General features: G+C 68.4%; 20 protein-coding genes. 10 read left to right on the forward strand and 10 right to left on the reverse strand.

What is annotated here, in order from left to right; genetic code table 11:
- Window positions 1–20: 20 nt before the first annotated feature.
- From C7R54_RS18225 to pap, 6 genes are all read right to left on the reverse strand, one after another.
- Complete coding sequence (locus tag C7R54_RS18225) at window positions 21–1,193, reverse strand: class I SAM-dependent methyltransferase (protein ID WP_129151835.1); 1,173 nt, start codon at window positions 1,191–1,193, stop codon at window positions 21–23.
- 225 nt (window positions 1,194–1,418) lie between these two features.
- On the reverse strand, window positions 1,419–3,311 hold the full coding sequence (locus C7R54_RS18230) for a DEAD/DEAH box helicase (RefSeq protein ID WP_129151836.1): 1,893 nt from the start codon (window positions 3,309–3,311) through the stop codon (window positions 1,419–1,421).
- 324 nt (window positions 3,312–3,635) lie between these two features.
- Window positions 3,636–4,391, reverse strand: a complete 756-nt coding sequence (locus tag C7R54_RS18235; protein WP_129151837.1) for a uracil-DNA glycosylase — start codon at window positions 4,389–4,391, stop codon at window positions 3,636–3,638.
- A 27-nt stretch (window positions 4,392–4,418) separates the two neighbouring features.
- Window positions 4,419–4,892, reverse strand: coding sequence for an STY0301 family protein (locus tag C7R54_RS18240; protein WP_129151838.1), 474 nt, complete (start codon window positions 4,890–4,892; stop codon window positions 4,419–4,421).
- Between the two features lie 82 nt (window positions 4,893–4,974).
- Window positions 4,975–5,439 carry an HIT family protein gene (locus C7R54_RS18245; protein WP_129151839.1) on the reverse strand — a complete coding sequence of 155 codons (465 nt, stop codon included), beginning with the start codon at window positions 5,437–5,439 and terminating at the stop codon, window positions 4,975–4,977.
- A 48-nt stretch (window positions 5,440–5,487) separates the two neighbouring features.
- On the reverse strand, window positions 5,488–6,957 hold the full coding sequence (pap, locus tag C7R54_RS18250) for a polyphosphate:AMP phosphotransferase (RefSeq protein WP_129151840.1): 1,470 nt from the start codon (window positions 6,955–6,957) through the stop codon (window positions 5,488–5,490).
- A 121-nt stretch (window positions 6,958–7,078) separates the two neighbouring features.
- Here pap and selD point away from each other — a divergent pair, with 121 nt between their 5' ends.
- Window positions 7,079–8,140 (forward strand): selenide, water dikinase SelD, encoded by a 1,062-nt coding sequence (gene selD, locus C7R54_RS18255; protein ID WP_129151841.1) that lies wholly within the window; start codon window positions 7,079–7,081, stop codon window positions 8,138–8,140.
- Window positions 8,141–8,236: 96 nt separating this feature from the next.
- Here the strand turns inward: selD and C7R54_RS18260 are convergent, their stop codons facing one another.
- The gene (locus C7R54_RS18260; RefSeq protein ID WP_192903690.1) at window positions 8,237–9,154 is read right to left on the reverse strand and encodes a LysR family transcriptional regulator; all 918 of its coding nucleotides are present in this window, start codon (window positions 9,152–9,154) and stop codon (window positions 8,237–8,239) included.
- Window positions 9,155–9,276: 122 nt separating this feature from the next.
- Here C7R54_RS18260 and C7R54_RS18265 point away from each other — a divergent pair, with 122 nt between their 5' ends.
- Genes C7R54_RS18265 through C7R54_RS18285 form a run of 5 tightly spaced genes read left to right on the forward strand, consistent with a single transcriptional unit; the run spans window position 9,277 to window position 15,472 of the window.
- The gene (locus tag C7R54_RS18265; protein ID WP_129151842.1) at window positions 9,277–10,293 is read left to right on the forward strand and encodes a TRAP transporter substrate-binding protein; all 1,017 of its coding nucleotides are present in this window, start codon (window positions 9,277–9,279) and stop codon (window positions 10,291–10,293) included.
- 12 nt (window positions 10,294–10,305) lie between these two features.
- Entirely contained in the window at window positions 10,306–12,180 is a 1,875-nt protein-coding gene (locus C7R54_RS18270; protein ID WP_129151843.1) for a TRAP transporter large permease, read from the forward strand.
- 16 nt (window positions 12,181–12,196) lie between these two features.
- The gene (locus tag C7R54_RS18275; RefSeq protein WP_129151844.1) at window positions 12,197–12,736 is read left to right on the forward strand and encodes a VOC family protein; all 540 of its coding nucleotides are present in this window, start codon (window positions 12,197–12,199) and stop codon (window positions 12,734–12,736) included.
- A gap of 35 nt (window positions 12,737–12,771) precedes the next feature.
- Window positions 12,772–14,037 (forward strand): ribulose-bisphosphate carboxylase large subunit family protein, encoded by a 1,266-nt coding sequence (locus tag C7R54_RS18280; protein ID WP_129151845.1) that lies wholly within the window; start codon window positions 12,772–12,774, stop codon window positions 14,035–14,037.
- Window positions 14,030–15,472 (forward strand): four-carbon acid sugar kinase family protein, encoded by a 1,443-nt coding sequence (locus C7R54_RS18285; protein WP_129151846.1) that lies wholly within the window; start codon window positions 14,030–14,032, stop codon window positions 15,470–15,472. Before C7R54_RS18280 ends, C7R54_RS18285 begins: the two co-directional genes overlap by 8 nt.
- Window positions 15,473–15,490: 18 nt before the next feature.
- On the opposite strand, the gene C7R54_RS18290 is transcribed toward C7R54_RS18285, so the two are convergent.
- Entirely contained in the window at window positions 15,491–16,735 is a 1,245-nt protein-coding gene (locus C7R54_RS18290; protein WP_129151847.1) for an aminotransferase-like domain-containing protein, read from the reverse strand.
- 188 nt (window positions 16,736–16,923) lie between these two features.
- Here C7R54_RS18290 and C7R54_RS18295 point away from each other — a divergent pair, with 188 nt between their 5' ends.
- The 3 genes from C7R54_RS18295 to C7R54_RS18305 all read left to right on the forward strand — a co-directional run bounded on the left by C7R54_RS18295 (window position 16,924) and on the right by C7R54_RS18305 (window position 19,376).
- Entirely contained in the window at window positions 16,924–17,748 is an 825-nt protein-coding gene (locus tag C7R54_RS18295; protein WP_129151848.1) for a YggS family pyridoxal phosphate-dependent enzyme, read from the forward strand.
- Between the two features lie 172 nt (window positions 17,749–17,920).
- A complete protein-coding gene (locus C7R54_RS18300) occupies window positions 17,921–18,886 on the forward strand; it encodes a Bug family tripartite tricarboxylate transporter substrate binding protein (RefSeq protein ID WP_129151849.1) in 966 nt (321 codons plus the stop codon).
- A gap of 91 nt (window positions 18,887–18,977) precedes the next feature.
- Complete coding sequence (locus tag C7R54_RS18305) at window positions 18,978–19,376, forward strand: hypothetical protein (protein WP_129151850.1); 399 nt, start codon at window positions 18,978–18,980, stop codon at window positions 19,374–19,376.
- 17 nt (window positions 19,377–19,393) lie between these two features.
- On the opposite strand, the gene C7R54_RS18310 is transcribed toward C7R54_RS18305, so the two are convergent.
- A complete protein-coding gene (locus C7R54_RS18310; protein WP_129151851.1) occupies window positions 19,394–19,945 on the reverse strand; it encodes a copper chaperone PCu(A)C in 552 nt (183 codons plus the stop codon).
- Between the two features lie 54 nt (window positions 19,946–19,999).
- Window positions 20,000–20,905 carry a LysR family transcriptional regulator ArgP gene (locus C7R54_RS18315; protein WP_129151852.1) on the reverse strand — a complete coding sequence of 302 codons (906 nt, stop codon included), beginning with the start codon at window positions 20,903–20,905 and terminating at the stop codon, window positions 20,000–20,002.
- Between the two features lie 203 nt (window positions 20,906–21,108).
- Between C7R54_RS18315 and C7R54_RS18320 the strand changes: the two genes are divergently transcribed.
- On the forward strand, window positions 21,109–21,744 hold the full coding sequence (locus C7R54_RS18320) for a LysE/ArgO family amino acid transporter (RefSeq protein ID WP_129151853.1): 636 nt from the start codon (window positions 21,109–21,111) through the stop codon (window positions 21,742–21,744).
- The last annotated feature ends 179 nt before the right edge of the window (window positions 21,745–21,923 follow it).

Raw genomic sequence — 21,923 nt, forward strand, 5'->3', positions numbered from 1 at the left:
AGGGAAGGCGCGCCTGGCAGCTACAGCGTATCGCGCCTGTCTCCGCGATTGAAGCCCAGCAGCGGTGTATCCATCCCGCGGCCGACGGCCAGCACCTTGAACAGTTCGCCCATCTCCGCTTCCGACAGCAGTTTCTGCACCGGCGCGACGACGCGGGCATAGGCGCCGGCGTCGCTGGGGTCGAGGCCGGCAAGCTGTTCCATGAGGCCCGCATTCATGAGGAAGCGCGCCTGGGAGGTGTAGCCCAGGACGTCCAGCCCGCCTTCCAGCGCGGCATCGGCCATGGCGGTGAAATCGACGTGGGCGGTAATGTCCTGCAAGCCCGGCGCCAGGAAGGGATCGGCGTGCGAGTGGTGGCGCAGATGGCACATCAGCGTGCCGCCGGCGCGCTGCGGGTGGTAGTACTCGCGGCGGGGAAAACCGTAATCGAACAGCAGCGCGGCGCCGCGTTGCAACCACTGCCCCAGGCCGCGCACCCAGGCCTCGCCCTGGTGATTGATTTCGGAGACGTAGCCGGCCAACGGCGGCATCCGTTCGGCCATGCGCCGCGCCATGTCGTCCGGCGCGGCGCGGTCCTTCCAGACGAAGGCGCCTTGGGCATCGACGGCGACGCCGCGCTGGAAGGGATTTTCCTGCTCATCCCAACGGAAGACGTCGACCGGCATCGCGTCCAGCACCTCGTTGGCCAGTACGCATCCCACGAAGGACTCGGGCAGGCGGTCCAGCCAGGTGACCCGATCGCCCAGCGCGGCGAGCCGCGACTGCTGCCGCGCGCGCAGGTCGGCCGAAACCTCGACGATGGAATAACGCACCCGCAAGCCCTGGGCGTCCAGCGCGGCAATCACGCTGGCGGCCAGCGCGCCGCTGCCCGCGCCGAATTCCAGTACGTCCAGGCTGTCGCTGGCGCGCAGGATCTGCGCCGCCTGGTTGGCCAGCGTCTGGCCGAACAGGGGCGTCAGCTCGGGCGCGGTGACGAAGTCCCCCGTCGGCGCCTGGTCATGGGCGGATTCCGCCAGCTTGACGCTGCCGGCGGCGTAGTAGCCCAGGCCGGGGGCATAGAGCGCTTCGGCCATCCAGGCTTCGAAGGGAAGCCAGCCGCCTGCGCCGGCGATCACCTGGCGCAGGTGCCGGGCGACACGTTCGCCGTGGGCGCGGGTATCGGGATCGAAGTCGAAAGCGGGATGGGATGTCATGCTGCGGCGGGGGATGAAAAAGCAAAAAAGCGGAACCTCCATTTTTTCAGCAAATGGAGAATTCCGCTTCGACCGCCAAGTTACCGTCCGGATAGTATCTATCGGCTACTGTCCGGCTGGTATCCAGAAAAAGTCCCCATGCCGCGCGGCTTACGCCGCTTGCCGCTCTACGGGAGAGGCGCTTTTGCCTTGAGGCGGGTCAAGGTAAAAAAGGGACGTACGCGCTTAGTCGCGGCGGCCGGCGTAGCCAGGCTTGTCGAAGCGCTTGGCGGGTCCGCCAGCGCGCTTTTCGAAAGCCGGACGGGCCGGGCGGGCATAGCCGTCGCCCGAACCATGGCCGCCGGCGCCTTCGCGGCGTTCGGCGCGGAAGCTGCCTTCGGAGCGAGGGCCGCCTTCATGACGAGGGCCACCTTCGCGACGGAAGCCGCCTTCAGAACGGAAGCCACCGGGGCGGCCATCCGCTTCAGGACGGGCACCGCCTTCACGGCGGAAGCCACCCTCGGGACGAGCACCGCCTTCGCGACGGAAGCCCCCCTCGGGACGGGCGCCGCCTTCACGGCGGAAGCCACCCTCGGGGCGGGCGCCGCCTTCACGGCGGAAGCCACCCTCGGGACGGGCACCGCCTTCACGACGGAAGCCACCCTCGGGGCGGGCGCCGCCTTCACGGCGGAAGCCACCCTCGGGGCGGGCGCCGCCTTCACGGCGGAAACCTTCCGAGCGGAATGCGTCATCCGTACGGAAGCCGCCGCGCTCGGCGCGCTCGGCACGGAAACCACCGGTACGGCCATCCGCGTCCGGACGGGGCGAGCGCTGCTCGTAGCCCGGCCGGTCGCCACCGCGCCAGCCGCCCTGGGGACGGTCGCCGCCACCGAACGAACGCGGACGATCGCCGCCTTCGAAAGGACGGCCACGGCCCTGCGGACGCTTGCCGGCGAAGCCGCGCTTGCCGCCACGGTCGCCTTCATGCGGACGCGGCGCGCGCTTCGGCTCCAGGCCGGCGATGATCTGCGGCGCGATGGTCTGGCCGATGAAATGTTCGATACGGCGCACCTTGTGGCGTTCCGCGTGGGTGGCGAGGGTGAAGGCCAGCCCGTCACGGCCCGCGCGGCCGGTGCGGCCGATGCGGTGCACGTAGTCCTCGGCCTGCATGGGCAGGTCGTAGTTGACGGCGTGGCTGATGCCTTGCACGTCGATGCCGCGCGCCGCCACGTCGGTGGCCACCAGCACGCGCAGCTGGCCGCGTTGCAGCAGGCCCAGCGTGCGGGTGCGCTGGCGCTGGTTCATGTCGCCGTGCAGGGCGGCCGCGGCGAAGCCCTGGTCGCTCAGGTGGCCGGCCAGGTCGTCGGCGCCGCGCTTGGTGGCGGTGAAGACGATCGCCTGGTCCAGCGTGGCGTCACGCAGCACGTGATCCAGCAACTGCATCTTGTGTTGCAGGTCGTCGGCGTACAGCAGGCTTTGCGTGATGTTGCCGTGCTTTTCCTTCGCGCCGGCGATCTCGATGCGCTGCGGTTCGCGCATCATCTTGGCCGCCAGGCGTGCGACGCTGCCATCCAGCGTGGCCGAGAACAGCAGGGTCTGGCGTTCGGCCGGCAGGCGCGCCAGGATGGTCTCGATGTCCTCGATGAAGCCCATGTCCAGCATGCGGTCGGCTTCGTCGAGGACCAGGGTGTGCACGGTATTCAGTTTGACGCGGCCGGCTTGCAGGTGATCCAGCAGGCGGCCGGGCGTGGCGACCAGCACGTCGACGCGGCGCGACAGCGCCTTCAATTGGGCGCCATACGGCATGCCGCCGACGACGATGGTGGTGCGCAGGTCGGCGATATTGCGGCCGTAGATGCGCGTGGCGTCGTTGACCTGCATGGCCAGTTCGCGGGTGGGCGTCAGCACCAGCACCTGGACGCCCGAGCCCTTGTTGGCGGGCTGCTTGGCGACACGGTTCAGGGCGGGCAGCATGAAGGCGGCGGTCTTGCCGCTACCGGTTTGCGAGGAGACCATCAGGTCATGGCCAGCCAGCGCCTGCGGAATGGCGGCGGCCTGCACGGGCGTGGGGGCGGAGAAGCCCGCGGCTTCGAGAGCGGACAACAGGGTGGGAGCGAGTCCCAAGGATTCGAAAGACATTACTAGCCCTTGCCGCTTGATAAGCGGCAACAAAAATGCGCGGACGGCTAAAGGGATGGGAGGCCGGGTCCTGGCGCGGTTGAGTGAGCATCGAAGCCGACCGGATCAACCATGCGCGGGGCGCGTTCCTGGAAAATGAACGCAGGGCGAAAGGAAAGGAGGTCAGGAAGCGATGAAGTTCGGCTTGGGCCGGGGATCTGTTTTACCCGGCGGCGACTGCATGACTACCGGACCCGAAGACGCGGTGCGCAAAGGCGAGTGCCAGATGCGGAAACCGGACGAAGGCGCGGGAAAGTGCCGAAACTTTGTGGTGCAGCGCGCAAATCATAACCTGAATTCGTTCTGTAATGCCAGCTTTTTATCGGGCAAACCCCAATCGACAATTTTTTGCCCTTGAGATTCAAGCCAGTCATTGGCGCGCTTGAAATGGCCGCAGCCGAGGAAGGGCTGGGGGGGACGCAGCGCCGATAGCGGGGAAGGATGGTTGGCCGTCAGGACCAGATGCCTGTTGTCCGCCGGCAACAAAGCCTGTTTGGCCTGGGCATGGGCGCCCCACAGCAGGAAGACCTTGGGGTGCGGTTCACGGGCCACCAGGCGGATCAGGGCGTCGGTGACGTGTTCCCAGCCCCGCTTGGCATGCGAGGCCGGCTGGCCGTCTTCCACCGTCAGCGAGGTGTTCAGCAGCAGCACGCCCTGGCGCGTCCAGGGCGTGAGATCGTTGGCGGCCACCGCCACGCCCGGATATTCGGCCGCGATCTCCTTCAGGATGTTGCGCAGGCTGGGCGGCCGGCGTTCGTCATCCGGCACCGAGAAAGCCAGGCCCTGGGCCTGGCCCGGCCCATGGTAGGGGTCCTGGCCCAGGATCACCACGCGGACATCGGCCGGCGCCAGGTCGTGCAGGGCGCGGAAGGGCTGGGCGGGATAGAGGGTGGCGCCTTCGGCCAGGCGGCGGATGATCAGCGCATCCAGGCTGTCCAGGGCCTGCGCCACGGTGGGTTCGCGCAGGGCGGCGGCCCAGGCGTCGGGCAGGCGGGCAAGGTGCGGGGCGAGGGAGGTCGTCAGGCGGTTGTCGTTCGGCATGGCCGCCATTGTGCCAAAGCCGGGCGTCTAGTAGCAGACGATGTCCACCGATCCGCCCGGGCGCTTGCGGTCGCTCAGGTACTGGGTCATATCGCATTGGCTGATGTTGTCCGCCAGCTTGCGGACGGCGATCAGGTTGGTGTCGGTGTAGCTGCACCCTATCCAGTAGTCCTGCTGCTGGCCGCCGTGCTGCTGGAAGCGCCAGGTGGAGGAATAGCCCTTGGGCGTGCGCTTTTCGATGTCCGGCGACAAGGCCGCCATGTCTTGCGGGTCGCCGGAGAAGAAAGTGACCGCTTGCAGGTGGTGGTTGGCATCGCGGCGCGGATCGGCCATCAGCGACCAGCCCGGCGGGGTGGCCAGGGGCGTCTGCGAGATCTGCATCACCGGCGGGCAAGGCGTGTTGTTGATAGGGCGCGCGGCCCAGGCCGCCGGTGCGAGCAGCAGGACGCCCAGCAACAGCGGCAGTCGGGCGGAGCGGGAGCAAGACGTGGACTTCGGCATGGGGATTCCTGTGGCTGCGGCGCGGGGGCGCCGGTGGCCGTTCGCGCCGCATCCTGGGGATGGGACGCGCGCGGCCGGAGCTTCAATGGCGCGACATGGCGGTCAAGGCTTCGAGCAGGCGGTTGCGATAACGCTGCATCAGCCCTTGCGTGCGCGTCATGCGGTCGTGCCATTCCGCGGTTTCCGCGCCCGGCGCCACGCGCGGCGCCGCCCAGACGGCGTCGGGAAAGTGGCGGTCGCCGCGCCAACGCGGGATGACGTGCCAGTGCAGGTGCGGGACCATGTTGCCGAGCGAGGCCAGGTTGACCTTGTCCGGATGGAAGATCTCGCGTTGCACCTCCTCCACGGTCCACACCGTCTGCATCACCAGCTCGCGGCCATGGCGTGACAGGCTGGTCATCTCGGGAATATGGGAATTCCAGATGACGCGTGTGTAGCCCGGATAGTCCGCATCCTCGACCTCCACCACGCGCAGATGGTCGCCACGCCAGAGCAGGGAACCCCCGGCTTGCTGGCAGAGAGGGCAGTCGGGGTGCAGGGTGGTCATGGGGATTTATCGTCGGGCTGGCTGGGGATAAGACGCTTTATACCAAGATCATCCGCGTCCGAGCGCCTTTTCCACGGTCTCGACGATGTGTTCCAGGACTTGCAGGCGCGCCAGCCTTTTGTCGTCGGTGGCGATGACGTGCCAGGGCGCGCCCATGGTGTCGGTGCGCGCGATCATGTCATTGGCGGCGGCCAGGTAAGCGGGCCATTTGCGTCGGTTGCGCCAGTCGTCCGGCGTGATCTTGAAGGTCTTGTACGGCGACTTTTCGCGTTCGCGGAACCGCTTCAGCTGCTCGGCCTCGCTGATCGCCAGCCAGAACTTGAGGACGATGGCGCCATGCCCCACCAGCTGCGCCTCGAAATCGTTGATCTCGCCATAGGCGCGTTTCCACGCCGGCGCGGGCGTCAGTTCCTCGACGCGTTCCACCAGCACGCGGCCGTACCAGGACCGGTCGAAGATGGCGACGCGGCCCAGGCGGGGCAGGCGGCGCCAGAAGCGCCAGAGGTAGGGGCGCGAGAGTTCGTGCGGGGACGGCGCGGCCACGGGCGTGATTTCATAGTGGCGCGCGTCCAGCGGCTGGGTCACGCGGCGGATGGCGCCGCCCTTGCCGGCGGCATCCTGTCCTTCGAACGCCAGGACCAGGGACCGCTGGCGGAAAGCCGGGTCGCGCATGGCGCGCGCGAGGCGGCCTTGCAGGTCGCCCAGGCGGTTTTCGTAGTCGTCCTTGTCGACGTTGGCGCGATAGTCCAGCTTGTCCAGCACCTTGCGGCGGCCGGCGATGGCTGGCGTCGAGCCCGGGGCGGGGACGCGGATCGCGCCGCGCTGCAGCGCATGCAGCACCGCCTGCGCGGCGGCTACCGCCCGCATGTTGTCGTCGGCGCTGGGTATCACCACCCAGGGCGCGTGGGGACTGTCGGTGCGGCTGATGGCGTGGTGGCCGGACTCGCGCAAGCGGTCGAAATGCCGCTGCACCAGCAGGTCTTCCGGCAGCACCTGCCAGGCCGTTTCGGGAGAGGCGAGCAGGCGCTTGCTGCGCGCCTTCTGGGCCTTGGGCGACAAGTGGAACCAGAGCTTGAGGAGCTGTACGCCATTGGCCGACAGCTGTTCCTCGAAATGGCGTATGGACGAGGCCAGCGCATCCAGGCGGTCGGTATCGGGATGCTTGCGCGCGCCCTCGAACAACAGCGGCGCGTACCAGGACCCGAAGACGATCGCCGTGCGGCCTTTCGCCGGCAGGGCGTTCCAGTAGCGCCAGAGGGGTGGATACTGCCGCTCCCTTTCGTCCGGCAGGCCGAAGCCCTGGGTGACGATGTGGCGCGGGTCCATCCACTCGTTCAGCAGGTTGACGGTCGCGCCCTTGCCCGCGCCGTCGATGCCGGCGACCACGATGACCAAGGCCCGCTCGGCGGCCTCCAGGCGGGCATACTGCGCCTTGACCAGCGCGGTGCGCAGCCTGGTCTCCTGCTTCTTGAATGCGTCGCGGCTAAGACTGGGGTCGGCTTCGGCTTCGGCGAACATGCGATCGGTGGCGGGGAGGGTTGTCGGTGCGGAAGGATGTTGAACCATAAGGGCGGCCGCGGCAAGCTTCGCCGTGTGGATGCGGCCCCGGTGCTATGCTTGCCGGCACTGGAGAATGCACATGACACAAGACGCCCAGGCCGGCGCCGCGCCCCGGCTCACTTCCCTGTCCCACGGTGGCGGCTGTGGCTGCAAGATCGCGCCCGGCGTGCTGTCCGACCTGCTGTCGCGCTTCGGCCCCGCCATGGCCCATCCCCAGCTGATGGTGGGCACCGAGACCGCCGATGACGCCGCCGTCTATCGCCTGAACGACGAGCAGGCGCTGATCGCCACGACGGATTTCTTCATGCCCATCGTCGACGATCCATATGACTTCGGCCGCATCGCCGCCACCAATGCGCTGTCGGACGTGTATGCCATGGGCGGCACGCCCATCATGGCGCTCGCCATCGTCGGCATGCCGGTCAATGTGCTGCCGCGCGAAACCATCGCCCAGATCCTGAAGGGCGGCCAGGACGTGTGCGCCCAGGCCGGCATCCCCGTCGCCGGCGGGCACACCATCGATTCGGTTGAACCCATCTACGGCCTGGCCGCCATGGGCCTGGTGCATCCGTCGCGCGTGAAGCGCAATGCCGACGCCCGCGCCGGCGACGTGCTGGTCCTGAGCAAGCCGCTGGGCGTGGGCGTGCTGTCCGCGGCGCTGAAGAAGAACCACCTGGACGAAGCCGGCTACCGCGCCATGATCGCCAGCACCACCCGCCTGAATACGCCCGGCCCGGCGCTGGCGGCCTTGTCTGGCGTGCATGCCATCACGGACGTGACCGGTTTCGGCCTGCTCGGCCATGCGCTGGAGATGGCGCGCGGAGCGGGCCTGACGGCGCGCTTGCGCGTGGCCGGCCTGCCTTGGCTGCCGCAAGTGCAACAGCTGGCGCGCGAGGGCTATGTGACCGGGGCGTCGGGACGCAACTGGGCGTCTTATGGCGCATCGATACGGTTGGGCGCGGGGGTCGACGATGTCGCCCGCGCGCTGCTCACCGATCCGCAGACGTCCGGCGGCCTGCTGGTCTCCTGCGCGCCGGACGCGGTGGATGCGGTCATGGCGACGCTGGCCGGGCAGGGTTTTGACGGCGCCGCCGTGGTGGGCGAAATGGCGGCCGGCGAGCCGGTGGTCCAGGTGGATTGAAACGGCGGCCCGGTGCCGCCCCGCTTTGCCGCCTCTTCTTATGCCCCCTCTATGCCGCCCTCGCCGGCGGTATCCACGGCGGCATAAAGCGTGACATCACCCTCGGCTGCGCGCCGCCGGCCGCCTGGGCTTGCGCTCCAGCATCAATGCATACAGCTGCTGCGCCGCCGCGGGCAGGCTGGCGCCGCGCCGCTTGACCAGGTAGATGCGTCGCACCAGCCCCGGCATCCGCAATGGCCGGCTGACCAGGTCGGGGCGTTCGAATTCGTACAGCGTCAAGGCCGGCACGACGGTGATGCCGATGCCGGCGGCAATCATGCCGGTGACCGTGGCCAGCTGCTCGACCTCCATCACCGTCTTCATGGGATAGGGGTGGAAAGCCCGCTCCAGTTGCAGCCGCACGCTGTGCGAGCGCGCCAGATGGATGAAGGGCGCCTCGGACAGGTCGCGCAGGCTGATTTCGCGCTGGCGGGCCAGCGGATGATCCGCCTTGCACACCAGGTGGAAGCGGTCGTTGCACAGCAGGCGCGCCTCCAGGTCCTGCGCCTGCACGCCCGACGAGGCCAGGGCGAAATCCGCGCGGCCGGTGCGCACGCGCTCCAGCGAGGGCGCCGACAGCACGTCGGCCAGCTCGATATCGATGGCGGGATAGCGTCGCCGGAACTCCGCGAAGATGCCGGGCAGCCATCCCGCCGCGATCGAGGGCAGGGCCGCGATCGAGACGCGGCCCTTGCTCAGGGTCGCATGGCCACGGAAGTCGTCGATCATTTCGTCGAAGTCGTTGAGCATGCGGCGCACCGACGATTCCAGCAGCTGGCCTTGCGGGGTCAATTCGACGTTGCGCGTGTCGCGGTCGAACAGGCGATAGCCCAGCGTGTCCTCGATGGCGCGGATCAGGGAGCTGAAGGCCGATTGCGACAAATGGCATTGCACGGCGGCGCGCGTGAAGCTGCGCTGCTCCGCCAAGGCCAGGAAAGCGCGCAGATCACGGGTCGAGAGATTTATCTCTTTCATCGCATAATCGATCCAAATTTTCTGTTTCTCCAATTCTAGCCGCCGCGATACATTGATTTCAGCTTGAATTGCCGGCGCGCCCATAAGAAGACTTCGGCGCCGGCGCCCCCAAGGAGACATCCATGCCCCTCACCACCCGCCGCGCCATCCTGCGCGCGTTGGCCGCCACCCCCGCGCTGTACCTGGGCGTTCCGCGCCATGCGCGCGCCGCCGCCGAGTTTTCCTACAAGTACGCGCACAACCTGCCGATGACGCATCCGCTGCACATCCGCGCGCAGCAGGCCGTCGACCACATCAGGCAGGCGTCCAACGGCCGCCTGGACATCGCCATCTTTCCCAACAACCAGCTGGGCGGCGATACCGACATGCTGTCGCAGGTGCGCAGCGGCGGCATCGAGTTGTTCACGCCGTCGGCGCTGGTAATCGCCACCGTGGTGCCGGTGGCCGCCATCAATGCCGTCGGGTTCGCGTTTTCCGATTACGACCAGGTATGGAAGGCGATGGACGGCAAGCTGGGCGCGCATGTGCGCGAAAGCATTGCCAAGGCGAACCTGTACGCCTTCGAGAAGATGTGGGACAACGGCTTTCGCCAGGTAACCACCAGCAGCAAGCCCATCGCCGGCGCCAAGGACCTCGACGGCACCAAGATCCGCGTGCCGGTGAGCCCGCTGTCCATCTCCATGTTCAAGGCCTTGTCGGCCGCGCCGGCCAGCCTGCAGTTCAGCGAGGTCTATTCGGCCTTGCAGACCCGCATCGTCGATGCGCAGGAGAATCCGCTGCCCATCATCCAGGCGGCCAAGCTTTATGAAGTGCAGAAATACTGCTCGTTGACCAACCATATCTGGGACGGCTATTGGTTCATCGCCAACGGCCGCGCCTTCAAGCGCCTGCCGCCCGATTTGCAGAAGCTGTGGGAGACCTCGTTCAACGAGGCCGGCTTGCTGCAGCGCGAGGACCTGAAGAAAATGAACCAGTCCATCCAGGCCGACCTGGAAAGCAAGGGACTGAAGTTCAATCGCCCGGCCGCCGACAGTTTCCAGGCCGCCCTGCGCCAGTCCGGCTTCTATGGCGAATGGCGCGGCAAGTTCGGCGACCAGGCCTGGGGGCTGCTGGAAGGCGCCGTCGGCAAGCTGGCGTAGGCGGGACAGGCCATGCAAGCGCCCGCCGCCGCGTATGCCGCCAGGCCGGTCATCGGCTCGTCCAGCGGTTTCTTCGACCGTTGCGAACGCCTGCTCGGACTGGCGGTCGAGATCCCGGCCGCCGCCCTGGTGCTCGCCGAGATCTTCGTGCTGCTGGCCGGCGTGATCGCCCGCTATGCTTTCCATGCGCCGCTGGTATGGGGCGACGAGCTGGCGTCGATTCTTTTCCTTTGGCTGTCCATGCTGGGCGCCGTGGTGGCGTTGCGGCGCGGCGAGCACATGCGCATGACGGCGCTGCTGGCGCGCTGCGCGCCGGGCACGCGCGCCTGGCTCGATACCGTGGCCATCGCCGCTTCGCTGGCCTTCCTGCTGGTGGTCTTTCCCCATGCGCTGGAATACGCCAGCGAGGAGGCCATCGTCACGACGCCGGCGCTGGAAATCTCCAATGCATGGCGCGCGTCCGCCTTGCCGATCGGCTTCGGGTTGATGGCGGTGTTCGCGCTGCTGCGCCTGCTGCGGGTGGGCAGCGCGAGACAGGTGCTGGGCGCGCTGGCGGCGGTGGCCGCCATCATCGGCCTGCTCGTGCTGGCGCAGCCGCTGCTGGCGGGACTGGGCAAGATCAACCTCGTCATCTTCTTCGTCGGCGTGGTGGCGGCCAATGTCTTCCTGGGCGTGCCCATCGCCTTTTCCTTCGCCCTGGCCACGTTCGGCTACCTCGCGCTGACCACCCATACCCCCATGATGGTGCTGGTGGGCCGCATGGACGAGGGCATGTCGCATCTCATCCTGCTGGCCGTGCCCATGTTCATCTTCCTGGGCCTGCTGATCGAAATGACCGGCATGGCGCGCGCGATGATCGGCTTTTTGGCCAGCCTGCTGGGCCATGTGCGCGGGGGGCTGTCCTATGTGCTGATCGGCGCCATGTACCTGGTCTCGGGCATCTCCGGGTCCAAGGTGGCGGACATGGCCGCCGTGGCGCCGGCCTTGTTCCCCGAAATGAGGAAGCGGGGCGCCCAGCCCGGCAACCTTGCCGCGCTGCTGTCCTGCACCGGCGCGCAGACCGAGACCATTCCGCCCAGCATCGTGCTGATCACCATCGGGTCGGTGACCGGGGTCTCCATCGCCGCCCTGTTCACCGGCGGCCTGCTGCCCGGCGCGGCGCTGGGCCTGGTGCTGGCGCTCATCGTCTGGCGCCGCAGCCGCGGCGAAGACCTGTCCCAGGTGCGCCGCGCACCCGCGCGCGAGATCCTGCGCCTGATGGCGGTGGCCTTGCCGGCCCTGCTGCTGCCTTTCTTCATACGCGCGGCCGTGGTCGAGGGCGTGGCCACGGCCACCGAGGTGTCGACCCTGGGCATCGCGTATTCGGTATTGGCGGGCCTCTTGCTGTACCGCCGTTTCGAGTGGCAGCGCCTGCCGCGCATGTTGATCGATACGGCGGCGCTGGCCGGCGCCATCATCTTCATCGTCGGCGCGGCCACGGGCATGGCCTGGGGGCTGACCCAATCGGGTTTCTCGCGCGACCTGGCCGATGTCATGGCGCGCCTGCCGGGCGGCGCCATCGGCTTCCTGCTGGTGTCCATCGTTGCGTTCACCATCCTGGGCAGCGTGCTGGAGGGCATACCGGCCATCGTGCTGTTCGGCCCCTTGCTGTTTCCGATCGCGCGCGCCGTCGGTGTCAACGAGGTGCACTACGCGATGGTGGTGATTCTTTCCATGGGCGTGGGCTTGTTCGCGCCGCCGTTCGGCGTGGGCTATTACGGCGCCTGCGCCATCAGCAAGGTCAGTCCGGACGAGGTCATGCCCTATATGTGGGGCTACCTGGGCGCGCTGGTGGTCGGCGTCCTGCTGGTGGCTTTCATTCCCTGGATTTCCACGGGTTTTCTCTGATCGAGGTTGCAACGCTATGAGTCGATTCTTTGGCGAGGTCCGGCAGGCCGGCTACGTCGTGCACGATATCCACAAGGAAATGAAGCATTGGAGCGAAGTGCTGGGCATAGGCCCCTGGTACTACGCCGATCGCGTGCCGGTGAAGAATTTCCGCTACAAGGGCGAACCGTCGCCCATTGAGGTGTCGGTGGCGCTGGCCAATTCGGGACCCTTGCAAATCGAGCTGATCCAGCAGCGCAATGACGCGCCGTCCATGTACAAGGCATTCCTCGACGCCGGCCGCACGGGCTTGCAGCATCTGGCCTACTGGACCGAGAACTTCGACGAGGACCTGGCGCGGCTGCGGGCGCGCGGCCTGGAGGTCGGCATGAGCGGCGAAGTGGGCGAGCGTGGCCGCTACGTCTATTACGAGACCGAGACCCATCCCGGCACCGTCATCGAACTTTCCGAGGTGGCCGGTCCCAAGGGCAAGTTGTTCAAGCTGATCCGCGAGGCCTCGATAGGCTGGGACGGCAAGGATCCGGTGCGTCCCTTTCCCGATCTTTCCACGCTTTAGCCTGCTTGCAGGCATCCGCTCGTACAGGCCACGCCATGAATGATGTCCCGCGCGCCGATTTCCGCGCCACCTACCTGATCGAAACCCCTTTCCCGCTGGAGCAGGCGGCAGAGGTGCTGGCTGGCGAACAGTCCAGCGGCACCTTCGTGCGCGTGGCCGGCGAGACCGACGACCTGCGGGCGCGTTCGCGCGCCGTGGTCGAGTCCATCGAGCAGGTCGGCGAGTCCGCCGTGCCCAGCCTGCCCAATGCCTACCTGGAACGTCGCGGCGTGGGCGGACCCTACCGGCAGGCTCGCATCGTCGTTTCCTTTCCGATCGACAACGTCGGCGCCAATCTGCCGACGCTGGCGGCCACCGTCGGCGGCAATATCTATGACCTGGGCGAGATGACCGGCGTCAAGCTGCTGTCGCTGGACCTGCCCGCCGACTACGTGCGGCGGTTCGATGCGCCGCGCCACGGCGTGGCGGGCACCCGCGCCTTGACGGGACGCGCAGCCGGGCCCATCCTGGGCACCATCATCAAGCCCAACGTCGGCATGTCGCCGGCCGCCACCGCCCGTACGGTGGCGGGCCTGTGCGCGGCGGGGGTGGACTTCATCAAGGACGACGAAGTGATGGCCAACCCTCCGCATTCGCCGCTGGCCCAACGGGTGGATGAAGTCATGCGCGTCATCAACGACCATGCCCAGCGCACCGGTCGCAAGGTGATGTATGCCTTCAATATCTCCGACGACCTGGACGCCATGCGCCGCCACGCCGACCTGGTGGCCGCGGCGGGCGGGACCTGCGTCATGGCCAGCCTGAACTGGTGCGGCTTCTCCGCGATCCAGGCCTTGCGGCGCGGTACGCCGCTGGCCCTGCATGGACATCGGAACGGCATGGCCATGATGTCCCGGCATCCCGCGCTGGGCATGGATTTCCAGGCCTACCAGGCGCTGTGGCGGCTGGCCGGCGTGGACCAGCTGCACGTCAACGGCCTGGGCGGCAAGTTCTATGAAAGCGACGACAGCGTCGTGGCGTCGGCGCGCGCCTGTCTCGCCCCCATGGCCGGCGGCGATGCCGTGATGCCGGTGTTTTCCTCGGGCCAATGGGCAGGCACCGTGCCGGCGACGTTCGCGGCGCTGGGCGGTCAGGACCTGATCTTCCTGTCCGGCGGCGGCATCCTCGGCCATCCGGACGGCCCGGCGGCGGGCGTGCAAAGCATCCGCGATGCCTGGGAGGCCGCCGAGGCCGGCATCGCGCTGCCTGAATTCGCGCGCCAGCGGCCGGCGCTGGCGCAGGCGCTGGCTTTCTATGGGTAGCGGGGCCGGCGCCACGGCAAGCGGGGCGCTGGCGCACGCGCGGCCCCGGGTGGCCTTCTATGGCGACGACTTCACCGGCTCCACCGACACGCTGGCCGCGGCGGTGACGGGCGGATGGCGCGCCGCGCTGTTCATGGACGTGCCCAGCGCCGAGGACCTGCGCCGTCACGGCGCGCTGGACTGCATAGGCGTGGCGGGCAGCGCGCGATCCCTGTCGCCGGCCGCGATGGACCGCGTGCTACCGCGTATTTTCTCCGGCCTGGCGGCGACCGGCGCGGCAGTGCTGCATTACAAGACCTGCTCCACCTTCGACAGCGCGCCGCACGTCGGCAGCATCGGCCATGCGGCCATGCTGGCGCGCGCGGCGTTGCGGCGGACGGCCGATGCGCCGCCCGCCCCAGCGTATATCGTCGGTGGCCAGCCCAATCTTGGACGGTACTGCGCCTACGCGAACCTGTACGCGCGCGCCGGCCAGGATGGCGGCATCCATCGCATCGATCGCCATCCCACCATGCGCCATCATCCCGTCACGCCCATGGACGAGGCGGACTTGCGCGTGCACCTGGGCAGGCAGGGGCTGCGGCCGTGGTCCTTCGACGCGGAAATGCTGGAACTACCGGAGGCCGAACAGGATGTTCGCCTGGACGCCATGCTGCGCGAGGGCGCCGACGCCGTGCTGTTCGATGTGACGCGGCCCGCGCATCTGGCGGCGATAGGCCGCCTGCTATGGGCACGCTGTCCGGGCGACGGGCCCTTGCTGGCGCTGGGGCCGACCGGCGTGGTGCAGGCCTTGCTCGCGGGGACCGGCGCTGGATCTCCCGCATCCATGGCGGCAGGCGGCGCGGACAAGGCGCAGGCGGCCAGCGGTCCCACCGCCGCGTCGGGGGGCCGCGTGTCTCCGGCTGCCGTGGCGCAGACCTTTATCGTGGCGGGCAGCCGCTCGCCCGTGACCGCGGCGCAGATCGACCGGTCCGTGCAGGACGGCTTCGTGTCCGTCGAGGCCGATCCGGCGGCGCTGGCCCGCCATGGGGAAGGCCATGACGAGAGCGTCGTCGCGGACCTGGTCGCGCGGATCGTCGACGCGCTGCGCACGGGCCGCAGCGTGGTTGCGCACACGACCTTCGCCGACGCCGGCGCGGCCCTGCGTCCGGGCTACACGCAGGCGCTGGCGGTGGGGAGCGGACGCCTGATGCGGGACGTGCTGGCCCGCCATCCCCTGCGGCGCGTGGGGTTCGCGGGCGGCGACACGTCCAGCCTGGCCGTGCAGTCTTGGGGAATCGCCGCGCTGACGCTGGCCTATGTCCTGGCGCCCGGCGTGGCGGTGTGCCGTATCGACGCCCCGGGCCAGGACCTGGATGGCGTCGAGCTGATGCTCAAGGGCGGCCAGATGGGGCCGCCGGCGCTGTTCAGCGACTTGCTGGCCGGCAGCGCCTGAGCGTCGCCAGCCAGCCGCTCATGCCGCCAACGCGATCGAGACGGGCTCGTTGGCTTCGCAGGCCCGCAAGGCGCGGCGCAGGCGCACGATGCCTTCGGTGATCTGCGCTTCGTTCATGGTGGCGAAGGAAAGGCGCATGGCTTGCGCGTCGGCCTGCGCCGGGTCGCTATAGAACGCATTGCCCGGCACATAGACGATCTCGTGCTCGATGGCATGGGGCAGCAGGCGGGTGCTGTCGATGGCCCCGGTCAGCCGGGCCCAGCAGAACATGCCGCCCTGCGGTTGCAGGAAGGTGATTTCGTCGCCCATGTGGGTGCGCAGGGCATCGCCCAGGGCGGCGCAGCGCGCGCCGTAGGCCGCGCGGATGCGCGGCACGTGCTGGTCGTAGTGGCCGTCGGCCAGGTATTGCGCGACGATTTCCTGGATCCAGGCCGAGCAGGCCATATCGTCGGCGGCCTTGGCGCCCGTACAGCGACGGCGCACCTCGGCCGGGGCGATCATCCAGCCGATGCGCAGGCCCGGCGCCATGGTCTTGGACATGCTGGAGATATAGGCGGTCCACTGGCGGGCCTCGCCCGTGGCCAGGGCGATGATGGGCGGCACGGCCGCGCCGGAGAAACGCAGCTCGCCGTAGGGATCGTCCTCCACCAGCAGGAAACGGTGTTCGACGGCCACTTCGAGCAGGCGCAGGCGTTTTTCGCGCGTGAGCGTGGCGCCGCAGGGGTTGGAGAAGGTGGCGACCACGCTGACCAGCTTGGGCTTGTGGATGGCCGCCATGCGCGCCAGCGCCTCGACGTCCACGCCTTCCGGGCCGGACGGCACGGTGAGCACCGTGGCGCCCGTGTGGCGCATGGTCTGGGCCGAGTTGGGAAAGCCCGGGCTTTCGACGAAAGCCACGTCGCCCGGTTGCAGCATGACGCGGGATAGCAGCGCCAGTGCCTGTTGCGAGCCGCCGGTCACGGCCAGCTCGGTGTCCGGGTCACAGGAAATGCCGCGCTGCGCCGACAGCCTGGCCAGCGCGTGCCGCAGGCTGGCCTGGCCCTCGATGTTCGAATATTGCAGGCAATCGACCAGCCGGGTGCCCACGTTCGCGGCGGCGGCATTCAGTCCGGCGACGTCGAACAATTCCTGGGCGGGGTAGCCGCCCGCCATCGAGATCGTGCCGGGACGGTTGGCGTAGGGCGCGAGACGGCGGATGGGCGAGGTGGGCGGGTGCGTGAAGGGTGCCGCGAACGCATATTCGGGCACGGTAGAGGACGGCATGGTGGTCGCTGGGGAAGAGACGATGATCCGCCGGGGGCGGGCCGGACTGCGTACGACATCCCGGCGTGGCGTGCGGCGCGCGTGTCGCCGGCGGACCGGCCCCACGACCACCGCGGTAAACATGGCTTACCGGGCGTGAACGATTCTAAACTAGAAGCCCCTCGTGGTTCCGTTGTGGGAGCCCGTGGATGCCGGCATGGGCCGAGCCTGTTCCCGCTACGTTGTTTTTCGTCCATTTCATCTCTCTGGTCACCGTGTCCGACTCCGACTACGCTTTTGCCGCCCGCTTCGCCACCCGCCTCGCCGCCATCCAGGCGCGCATCGATACCGCTTGCCGCCGCGTGGGGCGCGATCCCGCCGGCGTGGCGCTGTTGCCGGTCAGCAAGACTTTTGGCGTCGATTTGATTCGCGCCGCCGCGTCATGCGGACTGCGCCGCTTTGGCGAGAACCGGATGCAGGAGGTCCGGGAAAAAGCCCCGCTCCTGGCCGACTGCGCGATCGATTGGGTGGTGATCGGCCATTTGCAGACCAACAAGGCCAAGGATGCCGCCGCACTGGCCGCCGAAGTGCAATCGCTGGACCGCCTGGACCTGGCGCAGGCCCTCGATCGCCGGTTGCGCCCGGCAGGCCGCGTGCTGGACGTGCTGGTCCAGGTCAAGACCTCGGACGAACCTTCCAAGTTCGGGCTGGACGGCGATGACTTGCCGGCCTTCCTGCGCGCGCTGGCGGCGGACCATCCCAGCCTGCGGGTGCGCGGCCTGATGACGCTGGCGGTGAACAGCGATGACGAGCAGGCGGTGCGCGCATGTTTCCGCCGCCTGCGCGAGCTGCGCGACGCCGCGCGCGCTGGCGGCCTGGTGGCCGCCGCCTGGCGCACCGAGGGCGACCAGGGCGGCCTGGACCGGCTGTCCATGGGCATGAGCGGCGATTTCGAACTCGCCATCGAGGAAGGCTCCACCGAAGTCCGCATCGGCAGCGCGCTCTTCGGCGCGCGCGACTATCCGGCGGCTTGACGCCGCCCGCGCTCAACGCATGAAAGTCTCGGGGTTCCCCCCGAGGCTGCCGGTTGACCGGAACGAGGGGCGTGGGGACATAATGGCGGCAGGGTAGCCGCCGCAGGCATTGCAGGCGTTACAGGCGACTGGGTGGACGGCGGGCCCGCCATAACGACATCAGGAGACAGCCATGCCTTTCACGATCCGGCGCCTGCTGGCGCTGGCCTTGACCTGCCTCGCCGCCAACGCGTCCGCCCAGAACTGGCCGACCCAGCCCCTGCGCTGGATCGTGCCCTATCCCGCCGGCGGCGGCTCGGACGTGGTGGCCCGCGCGGTGGCCGCCGGGCTGGAGCAGCCGCTGGGCCAGACCATCGTGGTCGAGAACCGGCCCGGGGCGGCCACCATCATCGGCGCGACCGCCGTGGCGCAGGCCGATCCCAATGGCTACATGATAGGTACCGCCGATTCCGGCACCCTGGCCTACAACCCCGCGCTGTATGCCAAGCTGTCCTACGATCCGCAACGTTTCACCTATATCGGCGGACTGGCCCAGCTGCCGCTGCTGCTGGCGGTCAATGCGAAGTCTCCGTTTCATTCCGTCGCCGACGTCATCGCCGCCGCCCGGCGCGAGCCGGGCAAGCTGACCGCCGCGTCGGCGGGCGCGGGGTCGCCCCATCACCTGGCCTTGGAACTGTTCAAGCAGCGCGCAGGCGTCAATGTGCTGCACGTGCCCTACAAAGGCGCGGCGCCCGCCATCCAGGACCTGCTGGGCGGCCAGGTCGACATGATGTTCATCGATCTCGCCGCCGGCCTGCCCAACGTCAAGGCCGGCAAGCTGCGCGTGCTGGCGACGGCCACGCCACAGCGCCTGCCCATCCTGCCCGATGCGCCCACCATGGCGGAGCAGGGCGTCGGCGATTTCACCGCCTATGCCTGGCAAGGCGTGGTCGGGCCCGCCGGCCTTCCGGACGCGGTGACGAAGAAGCTGGGCGCGGAATTGGCGCGTACCCTGGCGACGCCCGCCGTGGCGGACAAGCTGCGCGACATGGGCGTGATACCCATGCCGATGTCGGGCGCGGACTTTCGGGCCTACGCGGACCAGGAGCGCGCGCGCTGGTCCGAAGTGATACGCAAGGCCGGCATCCGGCTGGATTGACGCGCGGTCCGGCGAGGAACCATTAGGTCAGCGGAGATACGAAAAATCCAACTCCGCTTGTCCCTTGCCTGTCTTCCTGTCGGTGGCCCGCATGACCTATCTTGAAACCTTTGCGTCTTTTCTACGATCCCGACTGCTGGTTTTCCTGGGCGTGTCCACGCCCCTGCCGCCGCTCCCGGTCGAAGGGTTGGACCGGGAGACCGCGGCCACGCTGCGCGACCTGCGCAGGAAATACCGCAGGGATCCCGTCCTGTTCCAACAAGGCCTGGTCCTGCATCGGCAAGGCAGGAGCCGGGACCAGCTCAACGCCATGTTCGATGCGGTGACGCATTATCACTGGGATATCTGGGCCGGCCCCTGCGACGTGTCCAGTCCGGAGGAAAAACGGATACGCGAAAAAGTCCTTGTCGCGCTGCTGCTGCGGGACTGCCGGCCAGCCCTGGAACGCTACCCCTCCCTGATGACCTATATCCTCGGCGACGAGGGGTGAGCGCCCGCAGGCTGGTCTCAGTGCGACGTCTTCGAGTGGTCCATGCCCGACATGCCGCTCATACCGCCCATACCTGTCATCCCGCCCATGTCGTGGCCCATGCCGCCGCCGTTCGCCGGTTTGTAATTGATGGCCTGGACCTTGAACTTCACGTCGACCGCGCCGGCGTGTTCGAACACCAGCGTGGCCGGGACTTCATCGTTCTGCTTCAACGGCTGCTTGAGCTTGAGGAACATCAGGTGATAGCCGCCCGGCATGAATTTCACCTCGGCGCCCGGCGCCACCGTCACGGGACCGGTCGGACGCATGCTGGACACGCCGTTTTCCGTACGCGTCTCGTGCATCTCCACGCTGTCGGCGATGGGCGACTTGACCGACACCAGGCGGTCGGCCTCCTTGCCGTTGTTCTCGATTTCCATGTAGCCGCCGCCGACGGTCTGGCCCGGCGCCGTGGCGCGCATCCACAGATCGTCGATCTCGATGGCGCCGGCCTTGAAATCGTGCGCGTGCGCGGCGCCTTGGGCTGCCAGCGCCAGCATGGCGGCCAGGGCGAATTTGCGTAAGGTCATCGATAAGTCTCCTGATGAGAGGGTGGGCGCCGAACAGGACTCGGGGCCGAAGGTTCAGGCCCGGCTCCGGCGGATCAGCGTGCGGGAGGCGGCGAGCACCGCGTCGGTGAGGGCCGACATGGTGTCAGAGTTTACCCGCCAATGTTGCCAATACAGCGGCGCGTCCTCGTAGGCGCGGGCACGCAAGGGAACCAGGGTGCCGGCGTCCAGTTCCTGCTGGATCAGGGCCAACGGATTCATGGTCCAACCCAGCCCCGCCAGCGACGCGCGGACGAAGGCGCGCGCCGACGGCAGCCACCAGATCGGCGGTTGCCAGGGCGTCTTGCCCATGATCTTGCGCGCGAAGCGAGCCTGCATCGCGTCCTTGCGGTTGTAGACCAGCACCGGCGCCTGCCCCAGCGATAGTGCATTGACGCCGTTGGCGAAATAGCGCCGATGGAATTCAGGACTGCAGGTGGCGACGTAGCGCATGCTGCCCAGGGTATGCAGCCGGCAGCCCTGCACCGGCTCGGACAGCGTGGTGACGGCGCCCAGCACGGTCCCGTTGCGCAACAGCGCCGCGGTATGGTCCTGGTCTTCCGCGCGCAGGTCCAGCGTGGCCTGGCTGCCATTGGAAAACCGGATGGCCGCGTCCATGAACCAGGTTTCCAGGCTGTCATGGTTCACCGCCACGGGCAGGGTGGCTTGCGGGATCTGGTCGGCCAGGATGCCGAGCCGAGCCAGCGCATCGTGCTCCAGCAAGGCGGTCTGTTCGGCGTACTGGACCAGGACTTGGCCGTCGGCGGTCGCCACCGCGGGAACCGTACGCTGTACCAGCAGCCGGCCGGTGCGGTCTTCCAGGGCGCGGATCCGCTGCGAAATGGCCGATGGCGTGACGTTCAGCGCCTGCGCGGCGCGGTCGAAGCTGCCCTCGCGGATGACCGCCGCCAAGGCGCGCACATGGGAATAGTCGAGGTTCACTGTATATGGGCAAGCAAGGATTTGATCGGGACAGGGAGACAGGTGAGTCGCATGAGCGCGGGCAGGGTTCCCGGAGACCGCGATATCCCGGGTGTCCCGGGTAGCGCGGCATGCTGGCAGGGCGTTAATGACATTAGAAAATCTTAATACACCTTATAAAAATTAGCTTAACTAATGTGGTGCGCCCCGGCAAAATCACGCCCATGTTTACGATAGCTTCCACCTCTTTTTTCGATTTACAGGCCTGGCTTGCCGGCCTGCTCACCGGCCTGGGCCTGTTCGCTGCCGTGGGCGCGCAAAGCGCCTTCATCCTGCGCCAGGGCCTGATGCGCGCGCATCTCCCCAGCGTGCTGCTGGTTTGCGGGCTGGCCGACGCCGTCGTCATCTTCGCCAGCGCGCTGGGCCTGCGGGCGCTCGACCAGCAGGCGCCCTGGCTGATGACGGCGCTGGGTTGGGGCGGCGCGGCTTTCCTGGCCTTCTATGCCTGGCGGTCGGCGCGGCGGGCCATGCACGCGGGTGACGGGTTGGCGCCCGCCGCGCGCGTGGCGCATACCCGGCGCGGCGCGGTGCTCGGCGCACTGGCCTTCACCCTGCTCAATCCGCATTTCTGGCTGGACATGGCCCTGGTCGGTGCCTTGGCGCACAACTTCGGTTCGGCCAGCCTGGCTTTCGCGGCGGGCGCGGTGTGCGCCAGCGTGCTGTGGCTGCTGGTCCTGGGCGGCGGCGCGCGCCTGGCCGCGCCTTTGCTGCGCGACGCGCGCACCTGGCGGGTGCTGGACGGCGGCATCGCCGTCGTCATGGCCGGCATGGCGCTGCGCCTGCTGCTGCGGGTGGCCTGACCGGGACAAGCCCGCAAGGCGCTACTCCGGGGCTCGATCGCCGGGGGGCGTCCCGCCCGCCGGGCTACCGGACCATCGCAACGCCGAGCCGCCGGATCCCGGACCGCTGCATCCGGGACCGCTCGGACCACCGGACCGCCGGATCGCCGGATCGCCGGATCGCCGGATCGCCGGATCGC

Origin of the sequence: Achromobacter aloeverae (assembly GCF_004121055.1) — a bacterium.
In the GTDB taxonomy this organism is placed as follows: Bacteria; Pseudomonadota; Gammaproteobacteria; order Burkholderiales; family Burkholderiaceae_B; genus Bordetella_C; species Bordetella_C aloeverae.

Coding starts and splice junctions, on each gene's coding strand:
- C7R54_RS18320 (WP_129151853.1), top strand. CDS start 21,109: ATGTTTACGATAGCTTCCACCTCTTTTTTCGATTTACAGGCCTGGCTT.
- C7R54_RS18265 (WP_129151842.1), top strand. CDS start 9,277: ATGCCCCTCACCACCCGCCGCGCCATCCTGCGCGCGTTGGCCGCCACC.
- C7R54_RS18305 (WP_129151850.1), top strand. CDS start 18,978: ATGACCTATCTTGAAACCTTTGCGTCTTTTCTACGATCCCGACTGCTG.
- C7R54_RS18230 (WP_129151836.1), bottom strand. CDS start 3,311: ATGTCTTTCGAATCCTTGGGACTCGCTCCCACCCTGTTGTCCGCTCTC.
- pap (WP_129151840.1), bottom strand. CDS start 6,957: ATGTTCGCCGAAGCCGAAGCCGACCCCAGTCTTAGCCGCGACGCATTC.
- C7R54_RS18290 (WP_129151847.1), bottom strand. CDS start 16,735: ATGCCGTCCTCTACCGTGCCCGAATATGCGTTCGCGGCACCCTTCACG.
- C7R54_RS18260 (WP_192903690.1), bottom strand. CDS start 9,154: ATGAAAGAGATAAATCTCTCGACCCGTGATCTGCGCGCTTTCCTGGCC.
- C7R54_RS18285 (WP_129151846.1), top strand. CDS start 14,030: ATGGGTAGCGGGGCCGGCGCCACGGCAAGCGGGGCGCTGGCGCACGCG.
- C7R54_RS18280 (WP_129151845.1), top strand. CDS start 12,772: ATGAATGATGTCCCGCGCGCCGATTTCCGCGCCACCTACCTGATCGAA.
- C7R54_RS18300 (WP_129151849.1), top strand. CDS start 17,921: ATGCCTTTCACGATCCGGCGCCTGCTGGCGCTGGCCTTGACCTGCCTC.
- C7R54_RS18295 (WP_129151848.1), top strand. CDS start 16,924: ATGCCGGCATGGGCCGAGCCTGTTCCCGCTACGTTGTTTTTCGTCCAT.
- C7R54_RS18275 (WP_129151844.1), top strand. CDS start 12,197: ATGAGTCGATTCTTTGGCGAGGTCCGGCAGGCCGGCTACGTCGTGCAC.
- selD (WP_129151841.1), top strand. CDS start 7,079: ATGACACAAGACGCCCAGGCCGGCGCCGCGCCCCGGCTCACTTCCCTG.
- C7R54_RS18270 (WP_129151843.1), top strand. CDS start 10,306: ATGCAAGCGCCCGCCGCCGCGTATGCCGCCAGGCCGGTCATCGGCTCG.
- C7R54_RS18240 (WP_129151838.1), bottom strand. CDS start 4,892: ATGCCGAAGTCCACGTCTTGCTCCCGCTCCGCCCGACTGCCGCTGTTG.
- C7R54_RS18245 (WP_129151839.1), bottom strand. CDS start 5,439: ATGACCACCCTGCACCCCGACTGCCCTCTCTGCCAGCAAGCCGGGGGT.
- C7R54_RS18235 (WP_129151837.1), bottom strand. CDS start 4,391: ATGCCGAACGACAACCGCCTGACGACCTCCCTCGCCCCGCACCTTGCC.
- C7R54_RS18310 (WP_129151851.1), bottom strand. CDS start 19,945: ATGACCTTACGCAAATTCGCCCTGGCCGCCATGCTGGCGCTGGCAGCC.
- C7R54_RS18225 (WP_129151835.1), bottom strand. CDS start 1,193: ATGACATCCCATCCCGCTTTCGACTTCGATCCCGATACCCGCGCCCAC.